The organism is bacterium (assembly GCA_030019025.1).
Classification (GTDB): domain Bacteria; phylum Hydrothermota; class Hydrothermia; order UBA1063; family UBA1063; genus UBA1063.
The window spans coordinates 27639-42571 of the sequence record JASEFR010000003.1; the positions used below are offsets into that span (position 1 = coordinate 27639).

Consider the following 14933-nt stretch of genomic DNA (forward strand, 5'->3'; position numbering starts at 1 on the left):
TTTTACCTCTTTGAGATGAGTAAAAATCCTGAATTGGGGTCTCTAATTTTAAAGAAGCCCCAAGAAGCACCATTCATTGTTGTTCCCACTTCTGCTGGGTCCGGAAAGACCGAACTCCTTGCAAAGAGATTGGTATTTTTATTACTTTCAGAGTGTAATTCAAAGAATGACCTTAGGAAGTTCCTTGCTATCACCTTTACCAGAGAGGCTGCCAAGGAGATGAAGAGGAGAGTAGTTGAAATCCTTGGTGAGTTGAGGAAGGGCAATTTTGATAGATTCCCGGGCTTGGAAGAAATTTTTAAGGATAAATTGGCGGAGAGAGTAGGTAAAGTATATGACATTGTTCTTGAAAATTATCCTCGTCTTAGAATTGGAACTATTGATAGTTTTATGGAAAGGCTTAGACGTCTTCTCCTCCACGAACTGGGATTGAAATTTACTTTGAAAGTCCACTATGAAGTTGATGTGGAGGTATTAAATCTTGCGATAGAGAATCTGTTAAGGTCATCTAATCTATTTTCAGATTTCTTAAAGATTGTCGTTGAACTTGCTAAAGATAGTGAAAGATTCGAATGGGATCTATTGAAGGCCTTTAATGAAAGGATAATTAAACTAAAAAGTGCGGAGGATAGGTTACTTTATGATTTGAAGCCTCATCCTCTCTTTGCTTCCATTCAATGGGAAGACCGTAAAATTGGTGAGGAAATTGCGAGGCTTCAAAATAGTATTCCAAATGTTAGGAAAAAAATGAATGAAAATGATAGTTTCCTGCAGCTACTGGAGTTCTTGGCAAGAGGAAATAATGCATATAGTTTTTCGAATATATTGTTAGGTAAAGCTGATTTGTATGAAAGGGTATTCAGGGGGCTGTTGTGTGCCTTTGGGGCTTATAATAAACTGGAGACAAAGATTGCAGAATTTTATGAAAGTTTTTATAAGCCTGAGTACAGAAGGATACTCAATACCATGGGAATTATCACCATCTCCGATACCAGTAGGATAATGAGAGATTACATGTTAAACCCCGAAAACTACTGTGATAGGTTAATAAATTTTCTTTATGGTATAAATCATATTTTGATCGACGAATTTCAAGATACAGACCCACAGCAGTGGGAGATCTTGCTTTACTTAATAAAGGAACATGTTCTTAGCTCAGGGGGAACACTATTTATTGTTGGAGATATTAAACAAGCTATATACGGTTTTAGAAAAGCGGATTACAAAATTATGTATAGCCTACTTAGCCAGGACGGTTACAAAAGATATGGACTTAATATGCCTCCCTTTGTTCCTGAGATTAACGACAGAAATTTTAGGAGTTCAGAGGCTATAGTAAAGTTCGTAAATGATGTTGTCTTCAAAGAGGATGCTTTCGAGTCTTTTCTCCAGAACGAAGTTAAGAATTTGCTTGAAGGCGTCATCTCTAAGCAAAAGGCAGAAGTTAAGGCCCAAAAGATAGTGGAGCGGTATCGAAACATTTGGATACCGATTAGACAAGTTGCGCAAAAAAAAGAGATAGGATATGTCAAAAATATTAAAATACCTAAAACCGAAGGGGTAAGAAGTAAAAAAGAGAAACTTGACAAGATTCTCCCGTATATTAAAGAATTGATAACAGAACTACTCGGCGAGTTTACCCCAGGCGAGATCACAGTGATGGCGAGAGACAATGACATGGTTCTCCAAATAGCCAGCTTCATTGAAAGAGAATTGGCTCAGCCCGTAATTTGTTTTTCCTCTCTTGACATTAGGAGTCATAAAATATTGTGGGAGTTAATATCTCTGGTTAAATTCTTGATTGATGAAAAGGATTTAAAGTCTGCCTTCGTATTTGCTACAGGTACCATAGCTCAAAAAGCGGTTGGAAAGGATACAGTAGAGCTTACACGCGATTTTTATGAGTTTGTATTTAGAAGGTTTGAGGCTGACAATGAGCTTACTCGACTATTTAAGAGCTTGAAGGAAAAATATTCAAAATTTTATGAGAAAAAGTCTCTTGCAAGGCTATTTTCTGAATTATTATGCGGGTTTGAATTTTTGAATGAGGATAGCTCGCGAGGTGCTATTTTGAGGTTTCTGAATTTTCTTTTTAATAGTGAATTAAGGGAAGGATATATCACAGTCGACAAAGTAGAGGAAATTTTTAATCAGTTTCTTGATAGTATGAGTAATTCTCAAGCTGAGGATTTATCTATACCACAAAAAACGGAAATAAATGCCATAAAAGTGATGACTTTTCATAAATCTAAAGGGCTTGGATTTCCAGTTGTGATAAACGTTTTCATTGACTCGAAAGGCGGGGGCAATGACCTTTATTTTGACAAAGAACATAAAGAAAGATTGCTTTATCCTTTTAAAATGAAGAAAGATTACTTAAAGATTATTGATAGTGGATTGCTAAATAATGAACATACCAAGCGTATGATGGAAAGATACATTGAGGAGAAAATTGACGAGCTCGTACAGGAGATAAACACGATCTATGTTGCTCTCACAAGGGCTAAGAAGAGGTTGTATAATATTTATATGGAAGATACTTACTTCAAACGCTTGGTCGAAGCTGGGAAAGCTGATGAAAGGGTTTATGGTGAAATAATAAAGGAGAAGAAAGAACCGTTAATCGAAAGTTCAGAACCTCCTTTAATAACCTTTTATAGAAGGAAAAATCTACCAAAGGTCTTTATTGAACCACGTCGTGAGGAATTTCAAACCACCGACTTGATTTCGCGATTGAAAGCAAGTTGGGTAGGAGATGCTGTGCATGAATTCCTTCGCACTATCGATTTTATAGAAATGCCAGAAGAACTTATAAAATACAGAGATAGGATGGTGGCTATCGCTGACAAGTATTATATCGATTCATTTACAGCTGAAAAGATTCTGGGCGTTTTGGTGGACTTTTTTTCCAGAGATGGTAGAATTAAAATACTGTCCAATAGACAGGGGGGTGAACTCTACAGAGAGAGGGAAATAGGATTAATTGATGGAAGTTTTGAAAGAATTGACCGACTGATTGTTGGTAAAGATTTTGTGGAGGTAATTGATTTTAAAACGGGGGAACCTAAAGAAGAGGATATAAAGCAAGTAAAGGGTTATATTAAGGTTTTGAAAAAGATTTTTACCGCTCACGAAATTAAAGGGTACCTTGCTTATGTGTTTAATGATCAATTGAAGGAAGTGAGTGATGAGGAGTGAAAAAATTATTTTACTTGAGCCAAAGAATTTTCTCTCGAATCTTGCAGGATATATTGTTGATAAATGTGAAGCGGGTGAGAAAATTGAAAACTTCATTTTTATTATGCCTAATAGGCGTTCCGGTGTGTATCTGAGATACTTCATCACTCAGAGAATCGGTAAACCAGTTGTTTTACCTATGATCTTTTCTATTGATGATTTCGTTGATTATCACTATGAAAACTTTATTAAGAGGGATAAAAAACTGAATGAACCAGATGCCCTGTATGTCCTGTACGATCTCTATAAGGATTATCTTGATACAATGGTTTTCTGGGATTTTGTATCTCTCGGGAAAAGGATTTACAACGATTTTGAAGAACTCAAGATTTATAGAAGGACGAAAGAAGAGATTCAAGCGGTATTAACGCACTTAGATCTGCCTGAAAACTCAAGGACCAGAATTTTGCTTGAGAATTACCCTGCAGTATACGAGACGTTCTATGACACCATTAATAAAAATGGGTTTTCTACCCGTTCTACGAGGTATTTCCTTACTGCTGAAAAGATTGATTTGGAAAGGGATTATAAAGATTTTAGTGTGGTTATGTGTCTTCCCTTTCTTTTGACTGAGAGTGAAAAGTTATTTATTAATAGGGCGTTAGATTCTGAAAATTTCACGCTGGTTTTACAAGACTCTAAGTTTGCATTGGATGAATTTAGAAATCAATTTGGAGAGGATTTGTTTCCTTTAGCAGTTTCAACAGAGCACCCCTTGCTTCCTCAAGATTTGAGGGTTGAATTGATACCCACAGATGATGATATTTCCGAGATATACTTAGTTGCAGATAAACTGGCGAATGCCAATGTAAAAGAATTGAATTCTATTGATACAGCTATTATTTTGCCCGACTCTTCAAAGTTGGTTCCATTGTTAGAATTTGCGATTCCTGAAGGGGTAGATTTCAATGTATCTATGGGGTATCCTGTTAAGTTAACGGGGTATTTTACTTTTTTCAAAGATTTACTGGAACTTTTGAACTTCACTCAGTATGACTCAGAAACTGATTCGTGTTTAATTAATGTCAAAAAGCTAAAGAACTTTCTTGAAAGAAATTTTCAAAGCGAAGGCGTTAGCGATATCTTACAGTTTTTAAAAATTCTCGGGTCCTCAGGGTATTCGTTGATAAGTGACAAAATGACGCCTTTTTTAGTTGACAAGCTTATATTGAACGATGAAGATTCTAAGAAAAGAATGAAAGAATTTTGGGAAAACTTTTTAAAGGAATTTTGGATTCCAATTTTTTCTTATAAAACTTTTGCAGGTTTTGTAGATTTTCTGATAGATTTTCTCGGGAAAAAGGAAGGCAAAAGTTTGTCTCTCAATGTGGGTGAAGACATTGAAGGACTTCGGCAAAGCCTTTTAGAAGAATTGTTTGTTTTAAGAAACTCTTTGCTTTCGAACATTACACAAGATCCTTCCAATGACAAAGTTGAAAATTTAAAAAATTTTGTCAGATTTGTTTTAGACTTCACTGAATATCTTTCGATTCCGTTGAAAGGTACACCCCTTAAGGGTCTCCAAGTCATTGGATTTCTGGAGACCCGACTTTTAAGCTTCAAAAGGGTAATTATAATTGACGTTCAGGAAGGAGTGTTAACACGAAATTTTGAATATGATACTCTTCTCCCTTATGACTTGAGAGTAAAACTTAGAATTGATGATTTAGATTCTAAGAATAGACTCTCCCAATATCTTTTTTTCACCCTTCTACAGTCTTCAAAAGATTGCACGGTTATTTACAAAGACTCCAATTTTGATGAACCTTCACATTTAATTTTGATTTTGAAAGAGTATCTTGCACGGGATGGGCGAGAAGTGGGATCAACTTCTCACAGGAGTTATTACACTCTTATTTCCACAGGGGGAGAAAGAAGATTCAACTTCGAAGATGGAATTAAAAAGAACGCCAATATGCTTGAGAAATTGAAGAGAATTACTTATTCCTATACCCACTTGGAGACTTATCTCGAATGTCCAGTAAAGTTTGCTCTTACCTATGTTTATGGCCTTAAAGAGGACATACAGGATGAATACGATAGGAGAATTATAGGGACCGTTATTCACGAAGTATTACAGAGGTTCTTTTCCGCTCTTGATGGAAAATTCAAAGGAGATGATTTTGAAAAAAGAGGATTTTTTGAGGTTTCTTCTAAGGTTCTGGAGGAGGAATATCCAATTGAAACTCCCAGAATAAAAATTCTGAAGACTGCAATTACCGAGAGATTGTGGATTTCTTTATCAAAGTTGCAAGGAAGACTGGAGGAAGAGATTAAAAAAAATGAACTCGGTGAGTTCGTTAAATATTACACAGAAAAGGAACTTAATGCAACGGTAGAACTTGAAGAAGGAATTAGACTTAACTTTACAGGAAAAATTGACAGAATAGATATCTTCTCAAATGGAGTCATAATTATAGATTATAAAAGCGGTAGCTCCTTTCGGGATTACGAGAAAGGAGACAACCTGGTGGGTTTGTCTGAACGGTTGAAAAATCCAGGTGTCTTTGTGTCCGAAATTATTACAAAGCCTAAGATTCAGCTTCTTGTGTACCTTTGGCTGTTTAAAAATTCAAAGCTTGAGTTTGTTGAGCTCAACGGAGGCAGGGTTTATGCAACTATTTTCCCATTGTTAGGACTTAGTTCTAAGAGCCAATTTGAATTAATTGACCTTTCACAAAAAGAGGTTTATGTGGAAACTGATGTGCTAATCAAATCGTTGTTACATGAAATTCTTAACCCAGAGATAGATTTTTACTTACCATCAAACAAAAAAGAACTTTTAACAAGGTGCAGAAATTGCCCATTTAAGGTTGCTTGTAATACGTACATTATGCTGTAAAATCTTTTTTAGAGGGAGGAGAGGATGTGGTTGTTGTTACCCTTTTTAGTAATTTGGGAGGTAAGGATGATTAAACTTCCTGAGCCGAGAAGGGATAGTAATTTTTCTTTGGAGAAGGCAATTAATGAAAGGAGATCGGTAAGGACTTATAAAGATTCTTCCCTAACTCTGAAAGAAGTGGCTCAACTTCTCTGGGCAGCCCAGGGCAAGGTTAAGAGTGGAAAGAGGGCAACCCCTTCTGCGGGCGCGACCTATCCCATGGAGATTTATCTTATCGCAGGTAAAGTAGAGAATTTAGAACCAGGGCTTTATAAGTATAATCATGATGAGCATTCTCTGCAACTCGTGAAAGCGGGTGATCTTAGAAGGGAAGTTTCTGAAAGAGCACTCAGACAGGATATGATTTTGAAAGCGCCAGTTACAATTGTAGTCTCAGCGGTTTTCGGAAGAACGAGGGCACGATATGGGGCAAGAGCGGAAAGGTACGTGTATATGGAAGCTGGTCACATTGGTCAGAATATATACTTACAGGCAACGGCACTGGGCCTCGGCACTGTGGCTGTGGGAGCCTTTATCGATGAAGAAGTTAAAAGGGTCCTTGGTATAAAAGAGGAACCTTTGTATCTATTCCCCGTCGGATGGAAGTAGGGTAGGGTTTGTTAATATGCAATAATAACAGAACATTAAGGCGTGCAGAGGAGGTTTGTGAAATGATTAGATTTTCCTACATTCTTATATTGCTTTTAGGCCTATTTGCTCTTTCTTGCGAAAGAGATCAACTAACGGTAGAATATGTTGTATCAGGAAAGTCTTCAAGTGCATACACTATTACATTTGTCTCAAATGCGGCTGGTGAAACTTCTGCAATTATAAATGCTTCCCTCCCGTGGAATTATGCCTTTACTGCTGATAGAGGTGATACCGTTTATATTAGTGCATGGAGTTCTGATTCCGTAAAAGTTCAAATTTTTGTTGATGGTGACCTTAAAGCAGAAGATTGGGATGATAATGTTGCCGAAGCCCGCTGCGTAGTTGAGTAAATTTTAAAATTTATTTAGCGTCGGCTCATTCTTTCGTATATCTTACTTTGGATAGTTTAACCGCCAGTGCGTCGTCCAGTCTCTTTACCGGTGTGGTATGAGGAGCGGTTTTCAGGATTTCAGGGTTTTTCTCTGCTTCTTCTTTTATTTGAAGCAAGACTTCTACAAATTTATCAAGTGTTTCCTTGTTTTCAGTCTCTGTTGGCTCAATCATTATCGCTTCAGGCACAATTAGAGGGAAATAAATTGTCGGTGCATGCATGCCAAAATCCAGAATTCTTTTTGCAATATCCAGTGTCCTTACCCCATATTTTTTGAATTCCTTACCAGACAATACAAATTCGTGCATGCAGGTGCTCTTGTAAGGTAGTTCGTAATGGTCCATTAGTTTCTTTCTTAGATAGTTGGCATTCAAAACGGCGTCTTCGCTAACTTTCTTTATATATTCCCGACCAAGCATTCTGATGTAGGTGTAAGCCCTTATTAAAACAAGGAAGTTTCCATAAAATGAGTGAATTTTCCCTATGGAATCTGGGTAGTTATAATCTAATTCATACCCACCATTTATTTCTACTATTCTTGGCACGGGAAGATAAGGCTCTAAGAATTTTTTCACACCTATAGGACCACTCCCTGGACCTCCTCCACCGTGAGGAGTAGAAAAGGTCTTGTGTAAGTTAAAATGCATTACGTCAAATCCGAGGTCTCCCGGTCTTATGTGCCCTATGAAAGCATTTAAATTGGCACCATCCATGTACATTAGACCACCCACTGAGTGAACCAGGTCAGAAATTTCGTGGATTCTATTTTCAAAAATTCCAAGGGTATTTGGATTTGTTACCATAAAGCCTGCTACTTCTTCATTCAGGTGTTTTTTCAGGTCCTCAACGTCAATTCTCCCGGTCTCATCGGATTTTATTGTGATAGCTTGATAACCAGATAGAGTAGTGGACGCAGGATTGGTTCCATGAGCCGAGTCTGGTATCAAAATATATTTTCTCGGATTTCCTTTCTTCTCGTGGTACTTTCTAATTATTTTTATACCAGAATATTCACCATGAGCCCCTGCTGCTGGCTGAAGGGAAATAGCATCCATACCACTAATTTCGGCTAATAAATATTCCAGTTCTTTCATTAGTTTCAATGCACCTTGAACGGTTTGGGGTGGTTGCAATGGATGAAGATGGGTAAAACCTGGAAGGTTTGCAGTATGTTCGTTAACTTTGGGATTGTATTTCATTGTGCAGGAGCCAAGTGGGTAAAATCCTTTATCAACATGATGATTTAGTGTAGATAATGCAATAAAATGCCTTACAACCTCATTCTCTGCCAGCTCGGGAAGTTTTGGTTCCTCTTTTCTCATATATTTTTCAGGGATAGAGATATTTGCGGTTTTTTCAAACTTTTTAATTGTGAAACCGGTTTTTCCGGGCTTTGAAATTTCAAAAATTAGTTCCATAGATATACTCCTTTTTACCCAATTTTGTACTTTTTAATGGTGCTAATTAAAGAATCAATAACATCTTTTTCCGAACCTTTTAAGGTACACCCTGCAGCATTAAAGTGACCGCCACCTCCAAAGGTTTCTGCCACTTTTGCAAGATTAACTTTATTTTTCCCTCTTAAACTGATTCTCCAAACTTGGTTATCTACCTCTACCATACTAATTCCAACGATGGCTTCATCAATGGACAGAGGATAGTTTACAAATCCCTCTGTCTCCGATCTGTCGAGTCCAAATTCCTCAAGGAATTCCCTTCTTACCGAAATTATACCTACTTGTTCTTTCACTGTAATCGTTGATAGGGCTTTAGCAAGAAGTTGGAGGGTTTTTAACTTTTTCCGTTCATAAACAAGAGAGGCAATATCGGTTACATCTAAGCCATTGTTAACCAAATAATATGCATCCTTGAAGGCCCACTTGAAGCTGTTTGAGTGTCTGAAAGAAGATGTGTCTGTTAGCAGTCCAGTATAAAGGCAAGTTTTAATATCTTTGTCAATCTTTGATGAATCATATTTTTTCATAATCTTCATAATTAGACTCGTTGTACTTGGGGCTTGGGGTATGATTAGGTCGTAATTTGAATAGATTTTACCCGAAATATGGTGGTCAATCCTTATTATCTTTTTGTCAAGTGGCTCCGGGAATCCGGTTCTTGAAAATTCACTGGCATCAATAAGAAAGATCAAGTCCAGATCGTGAGTCATTTCTTTTCTAATTTCATTTACCCCTGGCAAAAAATCAAGAAAATAAGGAACATTGTCTTTAAGAAAAGGAATCGCCTCTTTCCCTACCTTTCTAAGAAAAAGATAAAAAGCCAATAGACTTCCTACCGCATCACCATCGGGGTTTAAATGGGATACTATTCCAATTTTACCATTTGTAGCTTTTAGAAGTTCCACTAAATTTATAACTTTTTTAGTCATTTTTAAAATTTTATGGCAGACTATAAGTGTATTCCAGTTTTTAAAAATATCTCGAGGCTATTAAAAAAGTTTGTTGAATCTCTTTATTTAGGGGTATATTATTGTTCTACGAAGGAGGTTGATATGTTTACGATATTTTTCCTTACTATTATTTTGAATTCTTTACCGGTTAAAGCTTTCGGGACTTTTTCCATTGTAGCCTGTGACACCCTTACCGGTGAAGTTGGAGTAGCAGTTGCATCCAAATTCCTTGCAGTGGGAGCTGTTGTTCCTTTTGCTGAGGCTGAGGTTGGTGCGATAGCATCTCAGGCCTTTGGTAATCCGACCTTTGGGCCAATTGCTCTTGACCTTTTAAAAAAGGGGTATTCAGTGGATAGTATTTTGAAGTATCTACAAAGTATCGATTCTCTTTTTGACAGAAGACAGGTCGGAATTGTTTCGGCTAACGGCACATCCACATCTTGGACTGGAAAAGGATGTATAGCATATGCAGGGCATTTGAATGGATTTTGTTATGCAATACAGGGAAATATTCTTGTTGGCGACACAGTTCTTAAAGCTATGGAAGCAGCTTTTTTGAACACCGAAGGAGATCTTCCCGAAAGACTTATTGCAGCACTTGAAGCAGGAGATAAAGCTGGTGGCGACGCCAGGGGTAGGCAGTCAGCAGCCCTTCTTGTAATGAGAAAAAATGGTGGCTACGGTGGATATTCTGATAAGTATGTGGATATCAGGGTTGACGATCATCCTGATCCTGTATCAGAGCTAAAGAGAATTTATAAAATATGGGAAAGATTCTTCCTGATCGACGCCCATGGAAGATTAGGGGATGAATACCTCAAAGGAGGAAAGAAGGAATTAGCCCAGATGGAGTATGGACGTGCCATGAAGATCCTTAAAGAAGTTATTGCTGAAAATCCCAGCGATCCTGATTTGCTTAATGAAGTTGCATGGTTTATGGTACTTAGAGATATTGAACTCTCCAGGGCTAAAGAGCTAATTGATAAAGCACTTCAAATCAAACCGGAAGATGCAAATATACTTGACACTGCCGCCCTTATCTATTTTAAACTTGGATACCGGAAAAAGGCTATTGAATTTGAAGAGAAGGCAGTTAAGCTTGACCCTGAAAATAGCTACTTTAGAGAAATGCTGGAAAAATTCAAAAAGGGTAGTTTGTGAGTTTGAATTAGGGCGTTTATAATATCCATATGGCTGAACCGCTGAAAGTTTTAGATGTTTTGTCTTTTGTAAGACCAGTCAAACTTGATACTCCAATTTGCGAAGTAGCCCGAATAATGAGAGAAGAATTTACTTCTTTGGTGCCAGTAGTTGATGATCAGGGTAAATTGTTAGGTGTAATATATGCCGAAGATTTACTTGCACCTTTTATTCCAGAATTTTTTGATCTTATGAAGGACTTTGATTATGTAACGACCTTTGGTGTGTTGGACTATGAGGTTTTTTCAGATTTTACTTATAAGTTGTTTCTTGCTGCAGATGTTATGCAAACAAACTTTGTAGCACTCAAACCTGAGGATTCTATTTTAAAGGCAATATTTTATTTTACTAAGGAAAGAAGGACCTGCCTCGCAGTTACAGATCGTGAAGGGTATTATAAAGGTGTTATTTCAAGACTTTCTATTTTGGAAAGGCTATATGGAAATGGTAAGTAGTAAATATTTGCTCATTGTTATTTTTGTCGTTAGTTTTTTGCTTATTGTGTGGGAAAGGTGGCATAGAACCGTTGTTTCTATGTTATCAGCAGTTGCAGTGATCATTTTGGGATATCTTACGCCTCATGAAGCCTGGAATTTCATCGACTTCAATACGCTGGGACTTTTGCTTGGGATGATGATCATCGTTTCCTTTTTCAGGCGTACCGGATTTTTCGAGTACATTGCTATAAAGGCAATTAAAGTATCTAAAGGTGATTATTTCATTTTGTTCGCCTTTTTTTTCATTCTTACAGGTGTCGTTTCAGCTTTTCTTGATAATGTTACAACCGTTCTGGTTTTTTCGCCGATAATCATTCTCGTTACCAAAATGACAGGGGTTTCTCCATTTCCATACCTAATTGGAGAGATTATAGCTTCAAATTTAGGTGGCACTGCAACATTAATTGGCGACCCCCCGAATATTATAATTGGTAGTGCTTCAGGGTTGTCATTTAATGATTTTATAACAAACTTGACACTTCCAGTTATAGTCACTATGGTGTTAACAGTTTTCCTCCTTAAATGGATGTTTAGTAAGGACTATAAAATCTCAGGAAAATTTGACCTTTCTCGTGTTAAAATTGATGAAAGAAGTGCCATCAAAAATAAGGGGCTACTTGTAAAGACTCTTATTGTTTTTGGTTTTGTTATAATGGGTTTTGTTCTTCACGATAAACTGGAAATTTTGCCTTCAATCGTAGCTTTGACGGGGGCTATCGTCCTACTCTTTTTAAATAACGAGAATCCTGAGTCTTTTTTTCATGAAGTTGAATGGACTACCCTGTTCTTTTTTGGCGGTCTTTTTATACTTGTAGGTGCTTTGGAGAAGTTCCATATAATTGAAAGTATTGCAAATTTTCTTCTAAAATTTTCTAAAGGCGAACTAACACTCATTCTGATAATTGGCTTTTTATCCTTCTTTTTTACTACAGTAATGGGTTCAATCCCCTTCGTTGTAACCATGGCTCCAATTATTAACACGATCATAGGTAAAATGCCTAATATTCACGGAGAAGCCCTCTGGTGGACTTTGTCTCTTACTTCTTGTTTTATGGGAAATGCTACTTTAATTTCGGCAGCGGCGAACCTTGTGGTTGCCGATATCTCTGGAAAGACGGAGAAAAGAATAACCTTTAAAAACTATTTAAAGTATGGGTTTCCCGTGTCGGTTTTTACTTTTATTATTTCAATGTTTTATGTGATTATAAGGTACTACTTGTTAGGGTGAGGAAGTTGATTTTAACTATAAAACAGAAAGCCGTTCTTGATTTTATACAGCAGTTTATACTTACTCATGGGTATCCACCCACAATTAGAGAGATTGCTGAGGGATTAAATCTTGGATTGAACAGTATATACAGCATTCAGAGGCATTTAAAAGCTCTGGAAGATAAAGGCTTCATAAAAAGAAATCCCAGAAAACCAAGAGGAATTGAACTTTTACATTTTAAGCTTTCAAATGCAGCTATGATACCCCTCGTGGGAAAGGTATCAGCAGGATTTCCAATTCCTGCTATAGAAGAGGTTGAGGGTAATGTGGTGTTTGATACACTTTTTATAAGGGACGCTAACAATACGATAGCTTTGAGAGTAAAGGGTGATAGCATGATAGGCGCAGGGATTTACGACCGAGATATTGTTGTGGTAAGACTTGGAGCAGTTATAAAAAATGGTGATATTGTGATTGCTTTTGTGGATAATGAAGTTACGTGTAAACGTTTTAAGGAAGTTAACGAGTTTGTATACCTTATACCCGAAAATCCGGCGTATAGAGAAATAAAGTTAAGAAAAGAGGAAGCCAGGCTTTATATTCTTGGGAAAGTGATTGCGCTTTTTAGGAGGTTAGAATAATGCCTGACATTTTACAGATTTTTTCGGACTATTTTTTGAGAAAAATTGACGAATCGGAAGTGGGCGAATTCAAAATTAAAATACCTCAGGATTTAATTGAATACGTTTTAAAGTTTTACCTTCAACCTTACCTTGCAGAAATGAAAGTCAGTTTTTCTGAGAAGGGTTTGGAAATAGAGGGGACCAATATCTTTCCCGTTTGTTTAAAACTACAAATAGGTGAGGTACGATGGGACAAAGAGCAAAAAGTGGTGGAATTTCAACTTAATGTTTCTGATCTTGTTTACAACTTCATACGGTCCCCTTTGCAACTGTTGAAAGAAAGAACAAAAGAGATAATAACTGTAAATAATAAGGAGATCTTTATTAATTTCGAAAGACTATTTAGCCTGAAGCCCCAGTGGAACAGCATTACTTTTGCTCTGCGAAATAAAGTAAGGTTAATCAATATCAGGTTTATAAATGGCTACCTTGAATTAGTTTTTGAGAGAGTTAAGCCTTAATAACGTTTCCTTCTTTTAACCCTTTAATTTTAAAAGCGTTTCTCGTGTCAAGTATCAAATTAGCATGTTTTCTTATAAATTCATAATCGTAACTGGAATGGTTAGTTACCACAATTACAAGGTCGAATTTTTTGATATTTTCCTCTGTTAATTCTACGGATTTCAGAGGGATATTATATTTCCTAACAGGGACGAGTTCGGGAAAGAAGGGGTCGTTGTACTCTATATGGGCTCCTTCATCTAAAAGGATCTTTATAATTTTCAGTGCGGGACTTTCTCTCATATCGTCAATGTCAGGTTTATAAGAAACACCAAGAATAAGTATTTTCGCCCCTTTTATACTTTTACCTTGAGAATTTAATGCTCTAATAGCTTTGTCAACTACGTAGTAGGGCATAAGGGTGTTTATTTCACCCGCAAGTTCAATGAATCTTGTTGTCATATCGTATTCTTTTGCTTTCCAAGAAAGGTAGAAGGGGTCGATGGGAATGCAGTGACCTCCAAGACCCGGGCCGGGATAAAAAGGATGGAATCCAAAGGGTTTTGTTTTTGCAGCTTCTATTACCTCCCAGATGTCAATATTCATCCGTTCAAAGATCATTTTTAGTTCGTTAACCAAAGCTATATTAACCCCCCTATATATATTTTCCAGAAGTTTCACTGCCTCAGCAACTCTTGTAGAAGAAACAGGTACAGTAGTTACAACGATTTGATCGTAAAGTGTTTTTATCATTTCAAGACATTGGGGGGTAATTCCACTGACTACCTTAGGAATTGTAGCTGTGGTATATTGCTTGTTGCCGGGGTCCTCCCGTTCGGGAGAGAATCCAAGGAAAAAATCTTCTCCCACTTTAAGTCCTGATTTTTCAAGTATTGGAAGAACTTCCTCATCCGTTGTGCCTGGATAAGTGGTGCTTTCAAGCACTATTATATGGCCCTTCCTTAAGTTTTCCGAAATAGTTTTTGCAGTGTTTAAAACATAGGACAAATCTGGTTCCATATGCTCCCCGAGGGGAGTTGGAACACATATAATTACTGCATCAACTTCTTTTAGTCGAGTAAAGTCAGTGGTCGCTTCAAAAGTTTTTTCTTTAACAGCACTATAAATGAATTCACTCTGAATATGCTTTATGTAACTTTTCCCTTCATTTAACATTTGAACTTTTTGGGGGTCAACATCGAAACCTATTACTTTAAAACCATTTTTTAGAAATTCGCGAACCAGTGGAAGTCCTACATAGCCAAGTCCTATTACACCAATTCTTGCTTCTCTTTTTAGAATTTTGTTCTTAAGTTCGTTTATCATATGCCTCCT

At 37.0% G+C, this 14933-nt stretch carries 12 protein-coding genes; 9 read left to right on the forward strand and 3 right to left on the reverse strand.

The genetic code is table 11. The annotated features are described in order from the left end of the window. Positions 1-15 precede the first annotated feature (15 nt). The 4 genes from QMD82_01320 (at position 16) to QMD82_01335 (ending at position 7119) form a co-directional block, all read left to right on the forward strand. The gene (locus tag QMD82_01320) at positions 16-3198 is read left to right on the forward strand and encodes a UvrD-helicase domain-containing protein (protein MDI6850564.1); all 3183 of its coding nucleotides are present in this window, start codon (positions 16-18) and stop codon (positions 3196-3198) included. Continuing rightward, on the forward strand, positions 3188-6079 hold the full coding sequence (locus QMD82_01325; protein MDI6850565.1) for a PD-(D/E)XK nuclease family protein: 2892 nt from the start codon (positions 3188-3190) through the stop codon (positions 6077-6079). Before QMD82_01320 ends, QMD82_01325 begins: the two co-directional genes overlap by 11 nt. A gap of 66 nt (positions 6080-6145) precedes the next feature. Continuing rightward, positions 6146-6727: a SagB/ThcOx family dehydrogenase gene (locus QMD82_01330; protein ID MDI6850566.1), complete on the forward strand. Its 582-nt coding sequence runs from the start codon at positions 6146-6148 to the stop codon at positions 6725-6727. A 62-nt stretch (positions 6728-6789) separates the two neighbouring features. Further along, complete coding sequence (locus QMD82_01335; GenBank protein MDI6850567.1) at positions 6790-7119, forward strand: MmpS family transport accessory protein; 330 nt, start codon at positions 6790-6792, stop codon at positions 7117-7119. A 25-nt stretch (positions 7120-7144) separates the two neighbouring features. Here QMD82_01335 and gcvPB read toward each other — a convergent pair whose 3' ends face one another. Continuing rightward, the gene (gene gcvPB / locus QMD82_01340; GenBank protein MDI6850568.1) at positions 7145-8578 is read right to left on the reverse strand and encodes an aminomethyl-transferring glycine dehydrogenase subunit GcvPB; all 1434 of its coding nucleotides are present in this window, start codon (positions 8576-8578) and stop codon (positions 7145-7147) included. Between the two features lie 14 nt (positions 8579-8592). Beyond that, positions 8593-9546 (reverse strand): bifunctional oligoribonuclease/PAP phosphatase NrnA, encoded by a 954-nt coding sequence (locus QMD82_01345; protein MDI6850569.1) that lies wholly within the window; start codon positions 9544-9546, stop codon positions 8593-8595. A gap of 123 nt (positions 9547-9669) precedes the next feature. Between QMD82_01345 and QMD82_01350 the strand changes: the two genes are divergently transcribed. From QMD82_01350 to QMD82_01370, 5 genes are read left to right on the forward strand one after another with little or no spacing between them, the layout of a single operon-like run. Then, positions 9670-10728, forward strand: coding sequence for a DUF1028 domain-containing protein (locus QMD82_01350; protein ID MDI6850570.1), 1059 nt, complete (start codon positions 9670-9672; stop codon positions 10726-10728). Between the two features lie 29 nt (positions 10729-10757). Then, positions 10758-11222, forward strand: a complete 465-nt coding sequence (locus QMD82_01355) for a CBS domain-containing protein (GenBank protein MDI6850571.1) — start codon at positions 10758-10760, stop codon at positions 11220-11222. Then, positions 11212-12492 carry an ArsB/NhaD family transporter gene (locus QMD82_01360; protein ID MDI6850572.1) on the forward strand — a complete coding sequence of 427 codons (1281 nt, stop codon included), beginning with the start codon at positions 11212-11214 and terminating at the stop codon, positions 12490-12492. The genes QMD82_01355 and QMD82_01360 overlap by 11 nt, the downstream gene beginning before the upstream one ends. After that, a complete protein-coding gene (gene lexA / locus QMD82_01365; protein ID MDI6850573.1) occupies positions 12489-13115 on the forward strand; it encodes a transcriptional repressor LexA in 627 nt (208 codons plus the stop codon). Before QMD82_01360 ends, lexA begins: the two co-directional genes overlap by 4 nt. Continuing rightward, the gene (locus QMD82_01370; GenBank protein MDI6850574.1) at positions 13115-13618 is read left to right on the forward strand and encodes a hypothetical protein; all 504 of its coding nucleotides are present in this window, start codon (positions 13115-13117) and stop codon (positions 13616-13618) included. The genes lexA and QMD82_01370 overlap by 1 nt, the downstream gene beginning before the upstream one ends. On the opposite strand, the gene QMD82_01375 is transcribed toward QMD82_01370, so the two are convergent. Then, a complete protein-coding gene (locus QMD82_01375; GenBank protein MDI6850575.1) occupies positions 13608-14924 on the reverse strand; it encodes a nucleotide sugar dehydrogenase in 1317 nt (438 codons plus the stop codon). The genes QMD82_01370 and QMD82_01375 overlap by 11 nt on opposite strands. Between the last annotated feature and the right edge of the window lie 9 nt (positions 14925-14933).

What these genes read in the sequence shown, in the direction of transcription:
- QMD82_01335 (MDI6850567.1), top strand. Translation starts at nt 6,790, where the DNA reads ATGATTAGATTTTCCTACATTCTTATATTGCTTTTAGGCCTATTTGCT.
- gcvPB (MDI6850568.1), bottom strand. Translation starts at nt 8,578, where the DNA reads ATGGAACTAATTTTTGAAATTTCAAAGCCCGGAAAAACCGGTTTCACA.
- QMD82_01345 (MDI6850569.1), bottom strand. Translation starts at nt 9,546, where the DNA reads ATGACTAAAAAAGTTATAAATTTAGTGGAACTTCTAAAAGCTACAAAT.
- QMD82_01325 (MDI6850565.1), top strand. Translation starts at nt 3,188, where the DNA reads ATGAGGAGTGAAAAAATTATTTTACTTGAGCCAAAGAATTTTCTCTCG.
- QMD82_01330 (MDI6850566.1), top strand. Translation starts at nt 6,146, where the DNA reads ATGATTAAACTTCCTGAGCCGAGAAGGGATAGTAATTTTTCTTTGGAG.
- QMD82_01350 (MDI6850570.1), top strand. Translation starts at nt 9,670, where the DNA reads ATGTTTACGATATTTTTCCTTACTATTATTTTGAATTCTTTACCGGTT.
- QMD82_01375 (MDI6850575.1), bottom strand. Translation starts at nt 14,924, where the DNA reads ATGATAAACGAACTTAAGAACAAAATTCTAAAAAGAGAAGCAAGAATT.
- QMD82_01355 (MDI6850571.1), top strand. Translation starts at nt 10,758, where the DNA reads ATGGCTGAACCGCTGAAAGTTTTAGATGTTTTGTCTTTTGTAAGACCA.
- QMD82_01360 (MDI6850572.1), top strand. Translation starts at nt 11,212, where the DNA reads ATGGTAAGTAGTAAATATTTGCTCATTGTTATTTTTGTCGTTAGTTTT.
- QMD82_01370 (MDI6850574.1), top strand. Translation starts at nt 13,115, where the DNA reads ATGCCTGACATTTTACAGATTTTTTCGGACTATTTTTTGAGAAAAATT.
- QMD82_01320 (MDI6850564.1), top strand. Translation starts at nt 16, where the DNA reads ATGAGTAAAAATCCTGAATTGGGGTCTCTAATTTTAAAGAAGCCCCAA.